We start from the raw sequence: 15,094 nt of genomic DNA, 5'->3' as shown, positions 1-15,094 counted from the left end.
TCCGCCCTCGCGGGGGAGATGTCCGACAGGACAGAGGGGCGTGCGACGGAGCGCCGACCTTCACGATCTGCCGGACATCCACGCATCAGAACCTCGACTTGAAGCCGGCGAAGGCGGCGAGGCCGGGCGTGTTGTAGCCGCGGACGGTCTGGTAGTCCTGGTTCAAAAGGTTTTCCGCGCGGACGTAGAATTCCGTGCTTTTGGTTGCCTGATAGGCCACCTTGGCGTTGACCAGAACGTAGTCGTCGAGCTTGAAAGCACCGCTGTCGACCGTGTCGACAGCGATCTTGGCGTCGGCGGAGATCGTCCATTTTTCGGCCGGGCGGTAGGCCGCCGACAGGCCGATTTCGTGGCGGGGAACGCGGACGTTGCGGTTTCCGTTGGCGTCGCGGGTGGAAGTGTAGGTGTAGGCCGCGCCCAAGGCGAGCCACTCGTTGACGTCATAGAGCACCGACGCCTCGACGCCCTGCTGGCGCGAGCGGCCGGGGGTCTGCACGTAGCCGAAGCCCACGAAGTCGATCAGATTGTCGATATCGAGATGGAACAATGTGACGTCGGCGAGCGCACGGTCGTCGAGGAATCGCTGTTCCACGCCGATGTCGAAGGAAAAGCTTTCTTCCGGCTGCAACGTGTCGTTGCCCGAAAACGGATCGTAGAGTTCGAAGAGGCTGGGCGAGCGGAAGCCGGTCCCGACCGAAGAGTGAATGCGCGTGCCCGTATCGAACGCGTAGGAGCCGGTTGCGCGATAGGTCGTGTAGCTGCCGAACTCGGAGTGTTTGTCGTGACGCAGGCCGCCGGTGAGGACGAAACCGGCGACCGGTTCAGCGATGATCTGGCTCCAGACGCCGGTCAGTGACGATCGTTCATTGGAACTGCCGATACTGTCAGGGAACGGCGGGAACACAGACACTGTAGCTGTCTTCGCTTCTTGCCGCTCATAGTCAGCGCCATACTGAATAGTGAACAAATCGGTAGCCGCAAAACTACCGTTCCAGTCCAGCTTCACGCGATTGCCCAAATAGTCGCCGTCAAACGAAGTCCGGTCATTGGTCGTGTTCAGTCCGGCTGAACGGATGCGGCGATCAAGGTCGAATGCCTGTACGGAGAATTGATTCTTGAGACGCCCATCTAACAAATCGACATTGAAGCCGGCGCGTCCCGCCAACTGTTTGCTGAGATTGCGGTTAATCCCAAACGGATCGTCAGCCGGAGGCGATGCGAAGTCCTCGTCATATTCCGCCGTCGCATCGATATAGAGCAGCGAGCCGAATACCGATACCGCATCGTTGAGGCGATACTCTCCCGCGGCGTCGAAGGTGACGTTTTCGTAGCCGTCGCGCTCGGTGCCGGAAGCCGCCGCCGAGATGCCGTCGGTGCGGAAGCCGGCGATGTTGATCGCGGCCTTGGCGTCCTCATTGGCGGCGCGCAGGCCGTAGGCACCGCGCGCGGTGCCGAAGGAGCCGCCTTCGCCGTGAAGAAGGTGCGTGACGCCCGGATCGATGTCGCCCAGTGTGGACAGGCTGATGACGCCGGCGATGGCGTCGGAGCCGTAGAGCGTCGATTGCGAGCCCTTCAAGACCTCGATCGTGTCGATACCGGACGACAGGAGGTATTGATAGGAGGTCTGGACCTGCGGGCTGGTCGGGTCGGAAATGTCGATGCCGTTATAGAGCGTCTTCACGTAGCGTCGCGGCGCGCCGCGAACCGAAAGCGAGCCCTCGCCGCCGGGGCCGCCGGGGGTGGAGATGGAGATGCCGGGAAGGCGGCCGAGATAGTCGATGACGAGCGGCTGCGATTTTTCTTCGATCTCCTCGCGGGAGACGGTCTCGACGCGCGAGCCGGTCCTGGTCGCATCGGTCGGCGCGCGGTTGGGCGTGACGACGATCTGCGGCAGTTCGGTGAACTGGGCGTGTGCGGGAAGGCTCGCCAGAACGGCGAGGGCGGAGACGGCGCAAGCTGTGCCAAGATTGGAAATATGCATTCGGTCCCCCATGCCGGCCGCGTGTCGCGGGCGGCAGCTCAAGCTTCTCAACGATGCTGGGAAAAGGAACCGTTGCAGCCCCGATATCGCCAGCGATGACGGAAGTCACCACTGCGAAACCACAGCCCCGAACGCGCCCCGCATCCGGCAAAGGTGACACTCAAGGCAGGTTTCCTGGCTCGCGCTTCGGCGGATCATTCACCTTCCCGGACCGGTGGCCCAGTGGTCGTTCGAATGTCCTCGGCGCTTACAGTTGCGGGGGCAGCCACGGCTCGGACGAGGCTTCGTCCTTCCGTATTCCCTCTTAGCCCGCGTCCGACGACGCAAGGCACCTCAAGCTGGACGATGGGTAGCAGGGCGGGAAAGCCGGCGTCAATCGGCACTGTCACCAAGATGTTATCCGGGCGTGCTCCTGTGGCGAGCCCGCAACGCCAGCGCGAGCGACGTAACGTCAGTTTTTGTCGCGCGAGTGACGAAAAAGCGTCATCCATGTCGCATTTGCGCGGTTCGCGGCAGGCGTTGCGGGGCACATTCAGCGCCGAACATCCTGATCCGGCACCGTTTTTGACAATGGCGGGCCGATACGGGATGCTAGGGGTTCAGGCAAAAATAATGGGAGATGACAGTCATGAGGTTCTTCAAGAGCGAAGGCGATCGCGTTCCCGCGCATATCGAAAAGATGGCTGACGAGGCCAAGGCCGGCGATCTGGACCGTCGCGAATTCCTGGCGCTGGCCAGCACCTTCGGCGCGACGACCGCGCTTGCCTATTCGATGATCGGCATGGCGGCGCCCGGCAGGGCGCTGGCGCAGGACGCAGGCGAGCCCGTTACCGGCGGCACACTGCGCGTGGCGATGTTCGTCAAGGCCAACAAGGACCCGCGGACGGCCGACTGGTCCGAGATCGCCAACGGAATGCGCCAGTCGCTCGAGCCGCTCGTCAAGTATACTCGTGACTTCACCTTCGAGGGCCGGCTTCTGGAAAGCTGGGAGGTCAATGAGGACGCGACCGAATATATCCTCAACGTGCGCCAGGGCGTGACCTGGACGAATGGCGACGAATTCAACGCCGACGACGTCATCTACAACCTGACACGCTGGGCCGATCAGGACGCCGAAGGCAACTCGATGGCCACGCGCGTCTCCTCGTTGATCGACCCGGAAACCAAGAAGCTGCGCGAAGGGGCCGTCGAGCGCGTGGACGACTATACGGTCAAGCTGACGCTGCCCGAGCCGGACGTGTCTATCATTCCCGGCTTCGCCGACTACCCCGCTCTGATCGTCCATCCGACCTTCGACGAGACCGGCGCGGACTGGGTGGCGAACCCGATCGGCACCGGACCGTTCGAACTCGTCTCCTATGCGGTCGGCGACCGCATCGTCTTCAAGCGCCGCGAGAACGGCTCCTGGTGGGACGGTGAAGCCTATCTCGACGGCATCGAGTTCATCGACTACGGCACCGACCCGGCGGCGATGGTCTCGGCCTTCGAATCCGGCGAAGTTCACACCAATTACGAGACGACCTCGGACTATCTCGACATCATGGACGGCATCGGGCTCGTGCGCTCGGAAGTGATGACCGGCACGACGCTGTGCATCCGCATGAACGTCGACAACGCACCCTATGACGACCAGAACGTGCGCAAGGCCGTGCAGTACGGCGTCGACAACAACGTCATCCTCCAGCTCGGCATCGACAATGCCGGCGCGAAGGCCGACAACTACCACGTCTCGCCGATCCAGCCGGACCATGTCGAGATCGCCACGCATGAGCGCGACGTCGAGCGCGCCAAACAGATGATGGAAGAAGCCGGCCAGATGGATTTCGAGCACGAGATCATCTCGGTCGACGAGACCTGGCACCGCAATTCATGCGACGCGGTGGCCGCGCAGCTTCGCGACGCCGGCTTCAAGGTCAAGCGCACCGTTCTTCCGGGCTCCACCTTCTGGAACGACTGGACGAAATATCCCTTCTCGGCGACGAACTGGAACATGCGTCCGCTCGGCATCCAGGTCATCGCGCTCGCCTATCGCTCGGGCGGTAGCTGGAACGAGACGGCCTATGCGAACCAAGAGCTCGACGGCCTGATCACCCAGGGCCTGGCGATCGGCGATTCGGAAGAGCGCAAGGAAGTGATGGGGAAGATCGAGACGATCATCCAGGATTCTGGCATCATCATCCAGCCCTACTGGCGCACGCTCTACAACCACTCGGTCGAGGCGGTGAAGAACCACGGGATGCACCCGACCTTCGAGATCGACCTGGGCAAGGTCTGGCTGGCCGAAGGCGCCTGACCGGTCGCATACGAGACAGGCGGAGGCCGCATCGCGGCCTTCGCCGGACTTCATCGGGAACATAAAAACAAAACCCCAACCAGAACGGCAGGGGGCCAATGCTGTCATTCATCTTGCGGCGTCTCGGCGTCATGGCACTCACCATGGTCTGCCTGACGCTGGTGGTGTTCTTCCTCGTCAATCTGGAGCCGAATTTGCGGCGCCTGTCGATCAGCCAGATCGACATGCGGTCCTCGGACGCGCAGATCGAGCAATGGCTGGTGAACAACGGTTATCGGGAGCCGTTCTTCGTGCGCTACGGGCAATGGCTCGGCGTGGTGCCGAAGCAGCCGGCGACGAACGCCGCCGGCGAGCCGCAGCCGCGCTTCAGTTACTGTTCCGGCCCGATGGAGCCGGGCTATTCGGGGATTCTCCAAGGCGACTGGGGCTGTTCGACGAAGTTCCGCACCTCGGTCGAGGACCGGCTGTTCCCGGCGCTGGCGGCGACGGGCAAGCTGATGTTCTGGGTGATGGTGACGATGGTGCCCATCGCGCTCCTGATGGGCATTCTTGCGGGAATGCGCGAGGGCACGCGGACGGACCGAAGTCTCTCGGTCGCCGCGATCACCACCACGGCGACGCCCGAATATGTCTCGGGCGTCATCTTCACCGTGATCTTCGCCTCGTGGCTCGGCTGGCTGAACGGATCGGCGGCGAGCGCGACCAACCAGGGCATCACCTTCAACAATTTCACGCTGCCGGTGATGACGATGGCGATCTACGGCATCGGCTACATCGCCCGCATGACGCGCGCCTCGATGGTCGAGGTGATGACGCAGCAATATATCCGCACCGCGCGACTCAAGGGGCTCGGCTTTTCGGCCGTCGTCGTCAAGCACGCGCTGCGCAACGCGCTGATCGCGCCTTTCACCGTCATCATGCTGCAATTTCCGTGGCTTCTGACCGGCGTCGTCATCGTCGAGGTGATGTTCCGCTACCAGGGCTTCGGCTTCACGCTGGTGGAAGCGGCGGGCAACAACGACATCGACATGCTTCTCGGCTGCTCGCTTGTCTCGGTCTTCGTGGTGCTGTTCACACAGCTCATTTCCGATGTCGGCTATGCCTATCTCAATCCGCGCATCCGCGTTCAGTAGGGGAAGACGCGTATGCAACACGAATATCTGAGTGGCTTGCAGATCCTGACAGGCGTTCTTGCCCGATTCTGGCCGGTCTGGATCGCGCTCGCCATCGTGCTGGGGGCAAGCTTCGCCTTTCGCAAGCGGCTCGGGCTTTACGGCGAACTCTTCGGCAATGGGGTCGGTGTCGTCGGCGTGACGATCTGCTATTTCTGGCTGTTCACGGCGATCTTCGCCGGCACGATTGCACCCTTCGACCCGCTGGGCCAGATGCTGATGATGAAGGATGCGCTGCCCGGCGCGATCGAGACGGAATCGGGCCAGGCCTATCTCTTCGGCGGCGACCGGCTGGCGCGCGACATCTTCTCGCGCACCATCTATGGCAGCCAGATCGTGCTTCTGATCGCGCCGGCGGCGACCGGTTTCGCGCTGATGGTGGGAACGACGCTCGGCCTTCCTGCCGGATATTATGGCGGGCGGATCGACTCGATCCTGTCCTTCCTCGCCAATCTCGTCCTCGCCTTCCCGGTCATCCTGCTGTTCTACCTGCTGGTCACACCCGGCATCATGGAGACGCCGATCCCCTATACGATGGCCGGTGTGTTCTTCCTGTTCCCGATCATCTTCTTCGCCACGCTCTTCTATACACGCAACAAGCACCGGCCGGGCCTGCTGGCGATCCAGCTTGGACTGACGGTGGCGATCGGGGGCTGGATCTATGCGGGGCTGGTGTTCAACGCCGATCCGCTCGGCTTCATCCAGATCGCGCCGAACGAACTCAACATCTTCGTGGCGGTGGTGTTCGCGTCGAGCCCCGGCGTCTTTCGCATCGTGCGCGGCCTCGTGATGGACATCAAGACGCGCGACTATGTGGCGGCGGCGCAGACGCGCGGCGAGACCCCCTGGTACATCATGCTGTGGGAAGTGCTGCCCAATGCGCGCGGGCCGCTGATCGTCGATGCGTGCCTGCGCATCGGCTACACGACCATCCTGCTTGGCACGCTCGGCTATTTCGGCCTTGGCCTGTCGCCGGAAAGTCCCGACTGGGGCACGGCGATCAAGGATGCGAGCCGGCTCCTGCGCGCCTATGTGCATCCGGCGCTTCCGCCCGTCATTGCACTGATGAGTTTCGTCTTGGGGCTCAATCTCCTGGCGGATGCGCTGCGCGAGCAGTCGTTGAAGGATTGAGGCCATGAACGAGACCGTCAAATCCTCCGTCGTCGAGGACGCAAAACCGATCCTCGAAATCGAGAACCTGTCCATCTCCTTCTTCACCAAGCGCGGGGAAATCCCCGCCGTGATGGACTTTTCCTGCTCGGTCATGCCGGGCGAGGCGATGGGGATCGTGGGGGAATCGGGGTGCGGGAAGTCGACCGTCTCGCTCGGCATCATGCGCGACCTGTCCAATGTCGGGAAGATCGTCGGGGGGCGAATCAGGTTTCAGGGCCGCGACATGGGCGACATGTCGGATGACGAACTGCGCGCCATTCGCGGCAACAAGATCGCAATGATCTATCAGGAGCCGATGGCGAGCCTGAACCCGGCCATGAAGGTCGGGCGGCAGTTGATGGAAGTGCCGATCATCCACGAGAAGGTTTCCAAAAAGGAAGCCTATGATCGCGCGCTCGACATGCTGACGGCCGTTCGGCTGCCCGATCCGGCGCGCATGATGGGGTCGTATCCGCACCAGCTTTCGGGCGGCCAGCAGCAGCGCATCGTCATCGCCATGGCGCTCTTGTCGAAGCCCGCGCTGTTGCTGCTCGACGAGCCGACGACGGCGCTCGACGTGACGGTGGAGGCCGGCATCGTCCAGCTCGTCAAGGATCTCGGCAAGCGGTTTGGCACGTCGATGATCTTCGTGTCGCACAATCTGGGGCTGATCCTCGAAACCTGCGACCGGATCACGGTGATGTATTCGGGCGAGGCGGTGGAGACGGGCTCGATCCGCGACGTCTTCGACCATATGCGCCATCCCTATACGCAGGGGCTGTTCCGCTCGATCCCGCTGCCCGGCGCCGACAAGAATTCGCGGCCGCTGATCGCCATTCCCGGCCAGTTGCCGCTGCCGCACGAGCGGCCGAAGGGCTGTAATTTCGGCCCACGCTGCCATCATTTCGTGGAGGGCGTGTGCAACGCCGCCGAAATCCCGATGGTGATGGTGGAAGGGCACGAGGGGCATTTGAGCCGCTGCGTGCGGTTCGACCAGATCGACTGGACGGCGCTGCCGGAGGGCGCGAAGACGCAGAAAGAGGCGGTGAAGCCGGGCGCGCCGGTGTTGCGGATCGAGAAGCTGAAGAAGCACTACGAGGTCGCGGCCAACGCCATCTTCGGCGGCGGCGACACGCGCACCGTCAAGGCGAACGAGCAGATCAGCTTCGAGGCGCGCGAGAGCGAAACTGTCGCGATCGTCGGCGAGAGCGGTTGCGGGAAGTCGACGCTGGCGAAAGTGCTGCTCGGGCTGGAGACGGCGACCGACGGCACCGTGACGCTCGACAACAAGCCGATCGGCGGAACGGCGATCGAGGGGCGCGACACCGAGACGATCTCGTCGATCCAGATGGTGTTCCAGAACCCGTTCGACACGCTCAATCCGAGCCATTCGGTCGGCGCGCAGATCATCCGCACGCTGGAAAAATTCAAGGTCGGCAGCAACACGGCCGAACGCAAACAGCGCATGTTCGAACTGCTCGATCTGGTGAAATTGCCGCGCGCGTTCGCCACGCGGATGCCGCGCCAGCTTTCGGGCGGACAGAAGCAGCGCATCGGCGTCGCGCGCGCCTTCGCCGGCAATGCGAAAGTGGTGGTGGCCGACGAACCAGTCTCCGCGCTCGACGTGTCCGTGCAGGCGGCGGTGACCGAACTCTTGATGGACATCCAGCGCAAGAACAAGACGACGATGCTGTTCATCAGCCACGATCTGTCCGTCGTGCGCTACCTCGCCGACCGCGTCGTCGTCATGTATCTCGGCCATATCGTCGAGCAGGGGACGACCGACCAGATCTTCGCGCCGCCCTACCATCCTTATACCGAGGCGCTTCTGTCCGCGATCCCGATCGCCGATACGAGCGTGGTGAAGAAGCATATCGTGCTCGAGGGCGACATTCCCTCGGCGATGAACCCGCCTTCGGGCTGCCCGTTCCAGACGCGCTGCAACTACAAGCATCTCGTGCCGGGCAACAAATGCGAGACCGAATTGCCGCCGCTGCGCGAACTCGGTGGGGGACACAAGAGCCTTTGCTGGCTCGACGACGCGGAACTGGCGAAGATGGAGCCGGTGATCAGCTTCGACGGGGGCAAGGAGGCCGATGCCGCCAGCCAGCCGCCGACCGCGGACGCCCCGCGCGGCCATGTGCAGGATGCTGACGAACATCCGGTTGACGATGGGGCGCCGGGCAGTGAGCCGCCGGTCGTGGCGTCGAAACAAATGTCCGCCGTGCCGGGCCACTCGGCGCCGGAAAAATCGCTGACGGAAGCGGGCGAGGGGCGGTCGGCGGCGAGCGCCGAAGTGAAGCCTGCGTTCGGCGCGACGGCCGAGGAAGAGGCCGAGGCAGCAGATGCCAAGCCCAAGCCGAGCCGGCCCGTCGACGTGGCGGCTTCGCCCGAGGAGGCCCGCCGGGCCATCGGCGCGCGGCCGGCGGGCGACACCGACAAGGGCTGATCGGTTTCCGACATTGTCGAATGAGCGGCATGACGTGTCGCTTTGTTTTTATTCAATCCCTCCAGGGTTTGGCGATCCGGTTGGATCGCCACAATTCGATGTCGTATTTCTTCTAGCGCCGCTTTTCGTCCCTTTGCACATTGGCGGCATGACCCAGCCCCGCCGCCGCCGTTCCGCCGACCGTGCCCGCCGATCCGAGGATGCGGGCATCGCGCAACTGCCGCGGCGCGCGGTGCGCAATCCCTATCCACCGATGGAACTGCTTTCGGCCGACCAGATCGAGGCGATCCACGACGCCTCGATGCATATCCTGGAAAATTTCGGCGTCGAGATCATGAGCGCGCGGGCGCTGTCGATCTTCGGGGCTGCTGGGGCGACAGTGGACCATTCGACCGGGCTGGTGCGGCTCGACCGGGGGCTCGTTCTCGATGCGGTTGCCAGGGCGCCGTCGTCGTTCCACCTGACGCCGCGCAATGCGACGAACCGGCTGACGATCGGCGGCGATGCAATCAATTTCACGCTCGTCGCCGGCCCGCCCAACGTTCACGACATGGAGCGCGGGCGGCGCTCGGGGAACTACCGCGACTATTGCGACCTCGTGCGGCTGGCGCAGCATTTCAACTGCATCCACATGCTCGGCAACCAGGTCTGCGCGCCGATCGAACTGCCGGCCAATTCGCGCCATCTCGACACCTATCGCGCCAATCTGACGCTGACCGACAAGGCGTTTCACGTCTCGGCGATCGGCGCTGGCCGGGCGCTGGACGGCATCAAGATGGCGGCGATCGCGCGCGGACTGACGCTGGACCAGATGCGGGGCGATCCGTCGGTGACGACGATCATCTCGGTCAACTCGCCGCGCCGCTTCGACGGCGACATGCTGGACGGCATGATCGCGATGTCCGAACACGGCCAGTCGGTCTGCGTGACGCCGTTCACGCTGATGGGGGCGATGAGCCCGGTGACGCTGGCCGGTGCGCTGGCGCAGCAGAACGCCGAGGCGCTGGCCGGCATCGCGCTGACGCAACTCGTGCGGTCGGGCGCGCCGGCGATCTATGGCGCGTTCACTTCGAATGTCGACATGAAGTCGGGCGCGCCGGCCTTCGGGACGCCGGAGAACACCAAGGCCAACATCGCGTCGGGGCAGCTTGCGCGCAGATACGGACTGCCATACCGCACCACCCCCGGCTCGGCCTCCAACGCGGCCGACGCGCAGGGCGCCTATGAGACGATGATGGCTCTGTGGGGCGCGATCCTCGGCCACGGCAACCTCGTCTATCACGCTGCCGGCTGGCAGGAGGGCGGGCTGACGGCAAGCTTCGAGAAGTTCGTCATCGACGTCGAGCTGATTCAGCACATGATGGAATTTTTGCAGCCCATCGCGGTCGATGATGGGGAACTGGCGCTCGACGCGCTCGGCCGCGTGCCGACGGGCGGGCACTTTTTCGGCGATGCGCACACGCTGGAACGCTACTCGACGGCCTTCTATCAGCCGATCCTGTCCAACTGGCAGAATTTCGAAAGCTGGGAAGAGGCCGGCGGGCTGGATGCGACGCAGCGCGCGACGGCGGTGTGGAAAAAGGCGCTGGAGGAATATGTCGAGCCGGTGATGGACGAGGGCGCTCGCGAGGAGCTCGATGACTATGTAGCGAAGCGGCGGAAAGCGATTGGAGGTGGGGAGCCTTGATGTTCGCTGATCGTCAGCGCTCGCCGGGCGCGAAGGGACGCAGACATTCACGGTTTGAACCACTTCCCATCCCGATTCCACAAGCCAAACCAACTAACTGAATTCACAGGAATTTCCATGAAATCACATGCCAGGGTCGCGGTCATCGGAGGCGGTGTCGTCGGCTGCTCCGTGCTCTATCATCTCGCGCGCGCGGGCTGGACGGATGTCGTCCTTCTGGAGCGCGACGAACTCACCTCCGGCTCGACCTGGCACGCGGCCGGCGGGATGCACACGATCAATGGCGATCCGAACGTCGCCAAGCTTCAGAAATACACGATCGAACTCTACAAGGAGATCGAGGAACTGTCGGGCCAGGCGACCGGCGTGCATCTGACCGGCGGCGTGCTGCTGGCGGCGACCGAAGCACGTATGGACTGGCTGCGCAACCTCGTCGCCAAGGGGCGCTATCTGGGGATCGAGCTTGAGGAAATATCGGCCAAGGAAGCCGGCGAACTGATGCCACTTCTCGATCCGAAGGAATTCGTCGGCGCCGTGAAGAACAAGGAGGACGGGCATCTGGACCCGTCCGGCGTCACCCATGCCTATGCCAAGGCGGCGCGGAAGCTGGGGGCGAGCGTCGAACGTTTCAACAAGGTCGAGGACATCGTGCGCCGAGAGGACGGCATGTGGCGCGTCATCACCAACAAGGGCGAGGTGGTGGCCGAGCACGTCGTCAATGCCGGCGGGCTGTGGGCGCGCGAGGTCGGGCGCATGGTCGGGCTCGAACTGCCGGTGCTCGCCATGGAGCACATGTATCTCATCACCGAAGACATGCCGGAGGTCACGAAGTGGAACGCGAAGACCGGCAGGGAAATCATCCATGCGGTCGATTTCGACGGCGAGCTATACCTGCGCCAGGAGCGCGGCGGGATGCTGATGGGGACCTATGAAAAGGCCGGCAAGCCGTGGTCGGAGGTCGAGACGCCGTGGAGCTTCGGACACGAATTGCTGGAGCCTGATATCGATCGCATCGCGCCTTCGCTCGAAGTCGGCTTCCGGCATTTCCCGGCCTTCCAGACGACCGGAATCAAGCAGATCATCAACGGGCCTTTCACCTTCGCGCCGGACGGCAATCCGCTGGTCGGGCCGGTGCGCGGCCTGCCGGGCTTCTGGGTCGCGTGCGGGGTGATGGCCGGGTTCAGCCAGGGCGGCGGCGTCGGGCTTGCCATCGCCAACTGGATGATCGAGGGCGATCCGGGCGCCGACATCTGGGCGATGGACGTCGCGCGCTACGGCGACTGGGCGTCGATGGCCTATACCAACGCCAAGGTGCGCGAGAATTATTCGCGCCGCTTCTCGATCCGCTTTCCGAACGAGGAACTGCCGGCCGGCCGGCCGCTCAAGACGACGCCGGTCTATGACCGCCTGTCGGAACGCGGCGCGCAATGGGGTGCGGCCTACGGGCTGGAAGTGCCGCTCTGGTATGCGCCGGCGGGCGTGAAGGACGAATTTTCCTGGCGGCGCTCGACCGATTTCGAACATGTCGCGCGCGAGGTCACGACGGTGCGCGAGCGGGTCGGGCTGTCGGAGATCTCGAGTTTCGCCAAGTATCGCGTGACGGGCGCGGGGGCGCAAGCGTGGCTCGACCGGATGCTCGCCTGCCGGCTGCCGAAGCCGGGGCGGATGACGCTGGCGCCGATGCTGAAGGAAGATGGCGGCCTGATCGGGGACTTTACGGTGGCAAACCTCGACGGTGAATACCTCATCTTCGGTTCCGGCATCGCCGAGCAGTTCCATATGCGCTGGTTCGAACGCCATCTGCCCGAGGGTGGGTCGGTGCGGGTGGAGGCGCTGGGGCTCGGCAAGGTGGGCCTGTCGATCGCCGGGCCGGAGGCGCGGCGGGTGCTGGAGAAGGTCACGCGCGTCGATGTCTCGAACGGGGCGTTTCCGTTCATGGCGATCCGCAGGATGGACGTTGCGATGGCGCCGTGCCTCGTCGGGCGGGTGAGCTATACGGGAGATCTCGGCTTTGAGCTCTGGATGGCGCCGGAATACCAGCGGCAAGTGCTCGACGCGCTGCTGGACGCAGGCGAGGCGTTCGGCGTCGGGCTCTTCGGCGCGCGGGCGCTCAATTCGCTGCGGCTCGAAAAGGGCTATGGCTCGTGGGCGCGCGAATTCCGGCCGATCTACGGGCCGCTGGAAGCCGGGCTCGACCGCTTCGTGGCCTATGACAAGGCGGCCGATTTCATCGGCAAGGAGGCGGCGCTGGCAGAGAAGCGGGATGGCGGCAAGCTTCGGCTGTGCAGTTTCGCCGTCGAGGCGATCGATGCCGACGTCATCGGCGACGAACCGATCTGGCATCGCGGCGCGGTCAGGGGCTGGGTGACGTCCGGCGGCTATGCGCACCATTGCGCAATGTCGGTCGCGATGGGCTATTTGCCGAAGGAAATCGCCGGGGAGACGGACGGTTTCGAGATCGAGTTTCTCGGTCGGCGGCACGCTGCGCGTCGGCTTGGCGGGGTGCTGTTCGACCCGGACTTTGCCCGAATGAGAGGATGAGCGGTTAAGGACTGCCCGGCGCTCAGGCGCCGCTGTCGATTCCGGCGCGCAGAGCAAGCGCTTCGATCCGGTGCGACTGCGCGCGGCTGCGTGCGTCGGCATGGTCGTCGCACAGGCCCCAGCGTGCGGCATCGCCCGCGCGACGGCCCCACATGGCGGCTTCGTTTTCCTGCATTTCTGCAAGCAGATTCAATGTGTTATGTGTGCAAGGCTTCACGACGACCCCGTTCCCCCGAATGGTTAACGAAAGCTAACGAAGCTCATCGCCAATGTCGCCTGCCCAGGCCAATAAATATGGGGAAAACAGGCAAAAAAATCGTGATGCCGCGTGGGCCGCAGTTCAAGAAATCCGGTCGTTCTACTTGCTCTACAAGGGCATGAAAATCAGCATGTTAACCAGACCTTAACGTTATCGTTGCGCGTTCAGCTTTTTGTGTGCAGTTTCGCCGAGAGAGTTGACAAGTCCTCATTCAAGTGGAGTTCGCTATGGAACAGAGCACAATCAAGACGCTTGACGCGGGATTGACCGAAGCACTTCGGATCGATGCCGCCAAGACTTCCGAACCGGCGCGTCCGCGCCGCGAATTGAACCTGCCGGGTGCGCCCGGCGACCAGGCACGCGCGCCGCGCCGAATCGCCGGCGGCTTTGCCGGCCTGAGCGAGGACCTCGACCGGCGGATGCGCGACTGGCGCAACATGCTGCGCGTTCTCGACCAGCAGCGCCCGCAACTCGAAGCGGCGGAACTGCAATATGATGCGGCCTATGAGACGCTGGCCAAGATCGTTCCGCAGGCGCAGGACACCGGCAAGGCGTTGAAGGCGATGATCGCCACCACCAAGGCGGGCGACATTTCCGAAGACCTCGCCGGGCAGTTTTCCAAGAATCTCAAGGCGCTCGAAGAACTCGAGGCAGTGGCCGAGAATCTGACGACGACGATGCTCCACCTGCGCTCGTCCTGGGAGCAGTATGCCCGCTCGATCATCAAGGCGCAGAAGATGCGCGACGTGGTCGGCGGCGACAATTCCTGAAAGGCCGTGAACGACCTGCGGCGCCTGATGCAGTTCGGTTCCAGACCTCAGGGATAGCCGGTCATCGTCACGCTGATCGCGCCAATGCCGTCGATGCCGGCCTCGATGCCGTCGCCGGGGACGAGCGCCCCGACGCCCGCCGGCGTTCCGGTCATGATCAGATCGCCGGCCTTCAGTTCGACCGAGCGGCTGGCGATCGAGATGATGTCCGGGACGGGCCAGATCTGTTCGGCCAGGTCGCCCTCCTGGCGCGGCTCGCCATTGACGGACAGCCAGATACGGCCGGACGCCGGATGGCCGACGCGCCCTGCGGGCACCAGCGGCGAGATCGGAGCGGAATGATCGAATGCCTTCGCCCACTCCCAGGGGCGGGCGGCTTTCTTCGCCTCTTCCTGCACGTCGCGCCGGGTCAGATCGATGCCGACGCCATAGCCCCAGACATGATCGAGCGCGTCTTCGGGTGCGATGTCGCGGCCGCCCTTGCCGAGGGCCACCACGAGTTCGACTTCGTGGTGCAGGTTCGCCGTCAAGGGCGGGTAGGGGATGTCGCCCGCCGCGTCGAAGGCGGCGTCGGCGGGCTTCATGAAAAAGAAGGGCGGATCGCGCTCGTCATTGCCCATTTCGCGCACATGCGCCGCGTAGTTGCGGCCGACGCAATAGATGCGGCGGATGGGAAAGCGCTGGTGGCTGCCGGCGATGGCGAGCGAGGGCTGGGCGGGGGCGGCGAAGGCGAATTCTGACATGCGCTTTGCTTAACGCGATAAGCGGCGTCCGCCAAGATGGAATAACT

At 63.9% G+C, this 15,094-nt stretch carries 10 protein-coding genes and 1 riboswitch; of the genes, 7 read left to right on the top strand and 3 right to left on the bottom strand.

The genetic code is table 11. From position 1 onward, the window contains the following. Positions 1 to 85: 85 nt before the first annotated feature. Positions 86 to 1,981 (bottom strand): TonB-dependent receptor, encoded by a 1,896-nt coding sequence (locus PZ895_RS01495; RefSeq protein ID WP_275837257.1) that lies wholly within the window; start codon positions 1,979 to 1,981, stop codon positions 86 to 88. A 146-nt stretch (positions 1,982 to 2,127) separates the two neighbouring features. Then, a riboswitch (cobalamin riboswitch) is annotated at positions 2,128 to 2,332 on the bottom strand. Between the two features lie 277 nt (positions 2,333 to 2,609). On the opposite strand from PZ895_RS01495, the gene PZ895_RS01490 reads away from it, so the two are divergent. The 6 genes from PZ895_RS01490 to PZ895_RS01465 all read left to right on the top strand — a co-directional run bounded on the left by PZ895_RS01490 (position 2,610) and on the right by PZ895_RS01465 (position 13,275). Beyond that, positions 2,610 to 4,274 (top strand): ABC transporter substrate-binding protein, encoded by a 1,665-nt coding sequence (locus PZ895_RS01490; RefSeq protein WP_275837256.1) that lies wholly within the window; start codon positions 2,610 to 2,612, stop codon positions 4,272 to 4,274. Positions 4,275 to 4,372: 98 nt separating this feature from the next. Next, positions 4,373 to 5,407 (top strand): ABC transporter permease, encoded by a 1,035-nt coding sequence (locus PZ895_RS01485; RefSeq protein ID WP_275837255.1) that lies wholly within the window; start codon positions 4,373 to 4,375, stop codon positions 5,405 to 5,407. A 12-nt stretch (positions 5,408 to 5,419) separates the two neighbouring features. Continuing rightward, a complete protein-coding gene (locus tag PZ895_RS01480; RefSeq protein WP_275837254.1) occupies positions 5,420 to 6,577 on the top strand; it encodes an ABC transporter permease in 1,158 nt (385 codons plus the stop codon). Positions 6,578 to 6,581: 4 nt separating this feature from the next. Continuing rightward, a complete protein-coding gene (locus PZ895_RS01475) occupies positions 6,582 to 9,047 on the top strand; it encodes an ABC transporter ATP-binding protein (RefSeq protein ID WP_275837253.1) in 2,466 nt (821 codons plus the stop codon). A 148-nt stretch (positions 9,048 to 9,195) separates the two neighbouring features. After that, the gene (locus PZ895_RS01470) at positions 9,196 to 10,734 is read left to right on the top strand and encodes a trimethylamine methyltransferase family protein (RefSeq protein ID WP_275837252.1); all 1,539 of its coding nucleotides are present in this window, start codon (positions 9,196 to 9,198) and stop codon (positions 10,732 to 10,734) included. A 117-nt stretch (positions 10,735 to 10,851) separates the two neighbouring features. After that, complete coding sequence (locus PZ895_RS01465; RefSeq protein WP_275837251.1) at positions 10,852 to 13,275, top strand: FAD-dependent oxidoreductase; 2,424 nt, start codon at positions 10,852 to 10,854, stop codon at positions 13,273 to 13,275. 22 nt (positions 13,276 to 13,297) lie between these two features. Here PZ895_RS01465 and PZ895_RS01460 read toward each other — a convergent pair whose 3' ends face one another. After that, complete coding sequence (locus PZ895_RS01460; protein ID WP_275837250.1) at positions 13,298 to 13,429, bottom strand: hypothetical protein; 132 nt, start codon at positions 13,427 to 13,429, stop codon at positions 13,298 to 13,300. A gap of 332 nt (positions 13,430 to 13,761) precedes the next feature. Between PZ895_RS01460 and PZ895_RS01455 the strand changes: the two genes are divergently transcribed. Then, positions 13,762 to 14,304, top strand: a complete 543-nt coding sequence (locus PZ895_RS01455) for a hypothetical protein (RefSeq protein WP_275837249.1) — start codon at positions 13,762 to 13,764, stop codon at positions 14,302 to 14,304. Between the two features lie 47 nt (positions 14,305 to 14,351). Here PZ895_RS01455 and PZ895_RS01450 read toward each other — a convergent pair whose 3' ends face one another. Beyond that, positions 14,352 to 15,047 (bottom strand): fumarylacetoacetate hydrolase family protein, encoded by a 696-nt coding sequence (locus tag PZ895_RS01450; protein WP_275837248.1) that lies wholly within the window; start codon positions 15,045 to 15,047, stop codon positions 14,352 to 14,354. Positions 15,048 to 15,094: the final 47 nt, after the last annotated feature.

The sequence above is a fragment of the Mesorhizobium sp. YIM 152430 genome (assembly GCF_029210365.1).
Taxonomy (GTDB): domain Bacteria; phylum Pseudomonadota; class Alphaproteobacteria; order Rhizobiales; family Rhizobiaceae; genus Aliihoeflea.
The sequence above is the reverse complement of the archived record's forward strand: the minus strand, read 5'-3'. Positions and strand labels throughout refer to the sequence as shown.

Coding starts and splice junctions, on each gene's coding strand:
- PZ895_RS01480 (WP_275837254.1), top strand. CDS start 5,420: ATGCAACACGAATATCTGAGTGGCTTGCAGATCCTGACAGGCGTTCTT.
- PZ895_RS01490 (WP_275837256.1), top strand. CDS start 2,610: ATGAGGTTCTTCAAGAGCGAAGGCGATCGCGTTCCCGCGCATATCGAA.
- PZ895_RS01465 (WP_275837251.1), top strand. CDS start 10,852: ATGAAATCACATGCCAGGGTCGCGGTCATCGGAGGCGGTGTCGTCGGC.
- PZ895_RS01485 (WP_275837255.1), top strand. CDS start 4,373: ATGCTGTCATTCATCTTGCGGCGTCTCGGCGTCATGGCACTCACCATG.
- PZ895_RS01455 (WP_275837249.1), top strand. CDS start 13,762: ATGGAACAGAGCACAATCAAGACGCTTGACGCGGGATTGACCGAAGCA.
- PZ895_RS01495 (WP_275837257.1), bottom strand. CDS start 1,981: ATGCATATTTCCAATCTTGGCACAGCTTGCGCCGTCTCCGCCCTCGCC.
- PZ895_RS01460 (WP_275837250.1), bottom strand. CDS start 13,429: ATGTGGGGCCGTCGCGCGGGCGATGCCGCACGCTGGGGCCTGTGCGAC.
- PZ895_RS01470 (WP_275837252.1), top strand. CDS start 9,196: ATGACCCAGCCCCGCCGCCGCCGTTCCGCCGACCGTGCCCGCCGATCC.
- PZ895_RS01475 (WP_275837253.1), top strand. CDS start 6,582: ATGAACGAGACCGTCAAATCCTCCGTCGTCGAGGACGCAAAACCGATC.
- PZ895_RS01450 (WP_275837248.1), bottom strand. CDS start 15,047: ATGTCAGAATTCGCCTTCGCCGCCCCCGCCCAGCCCTCGCTCGCCATC.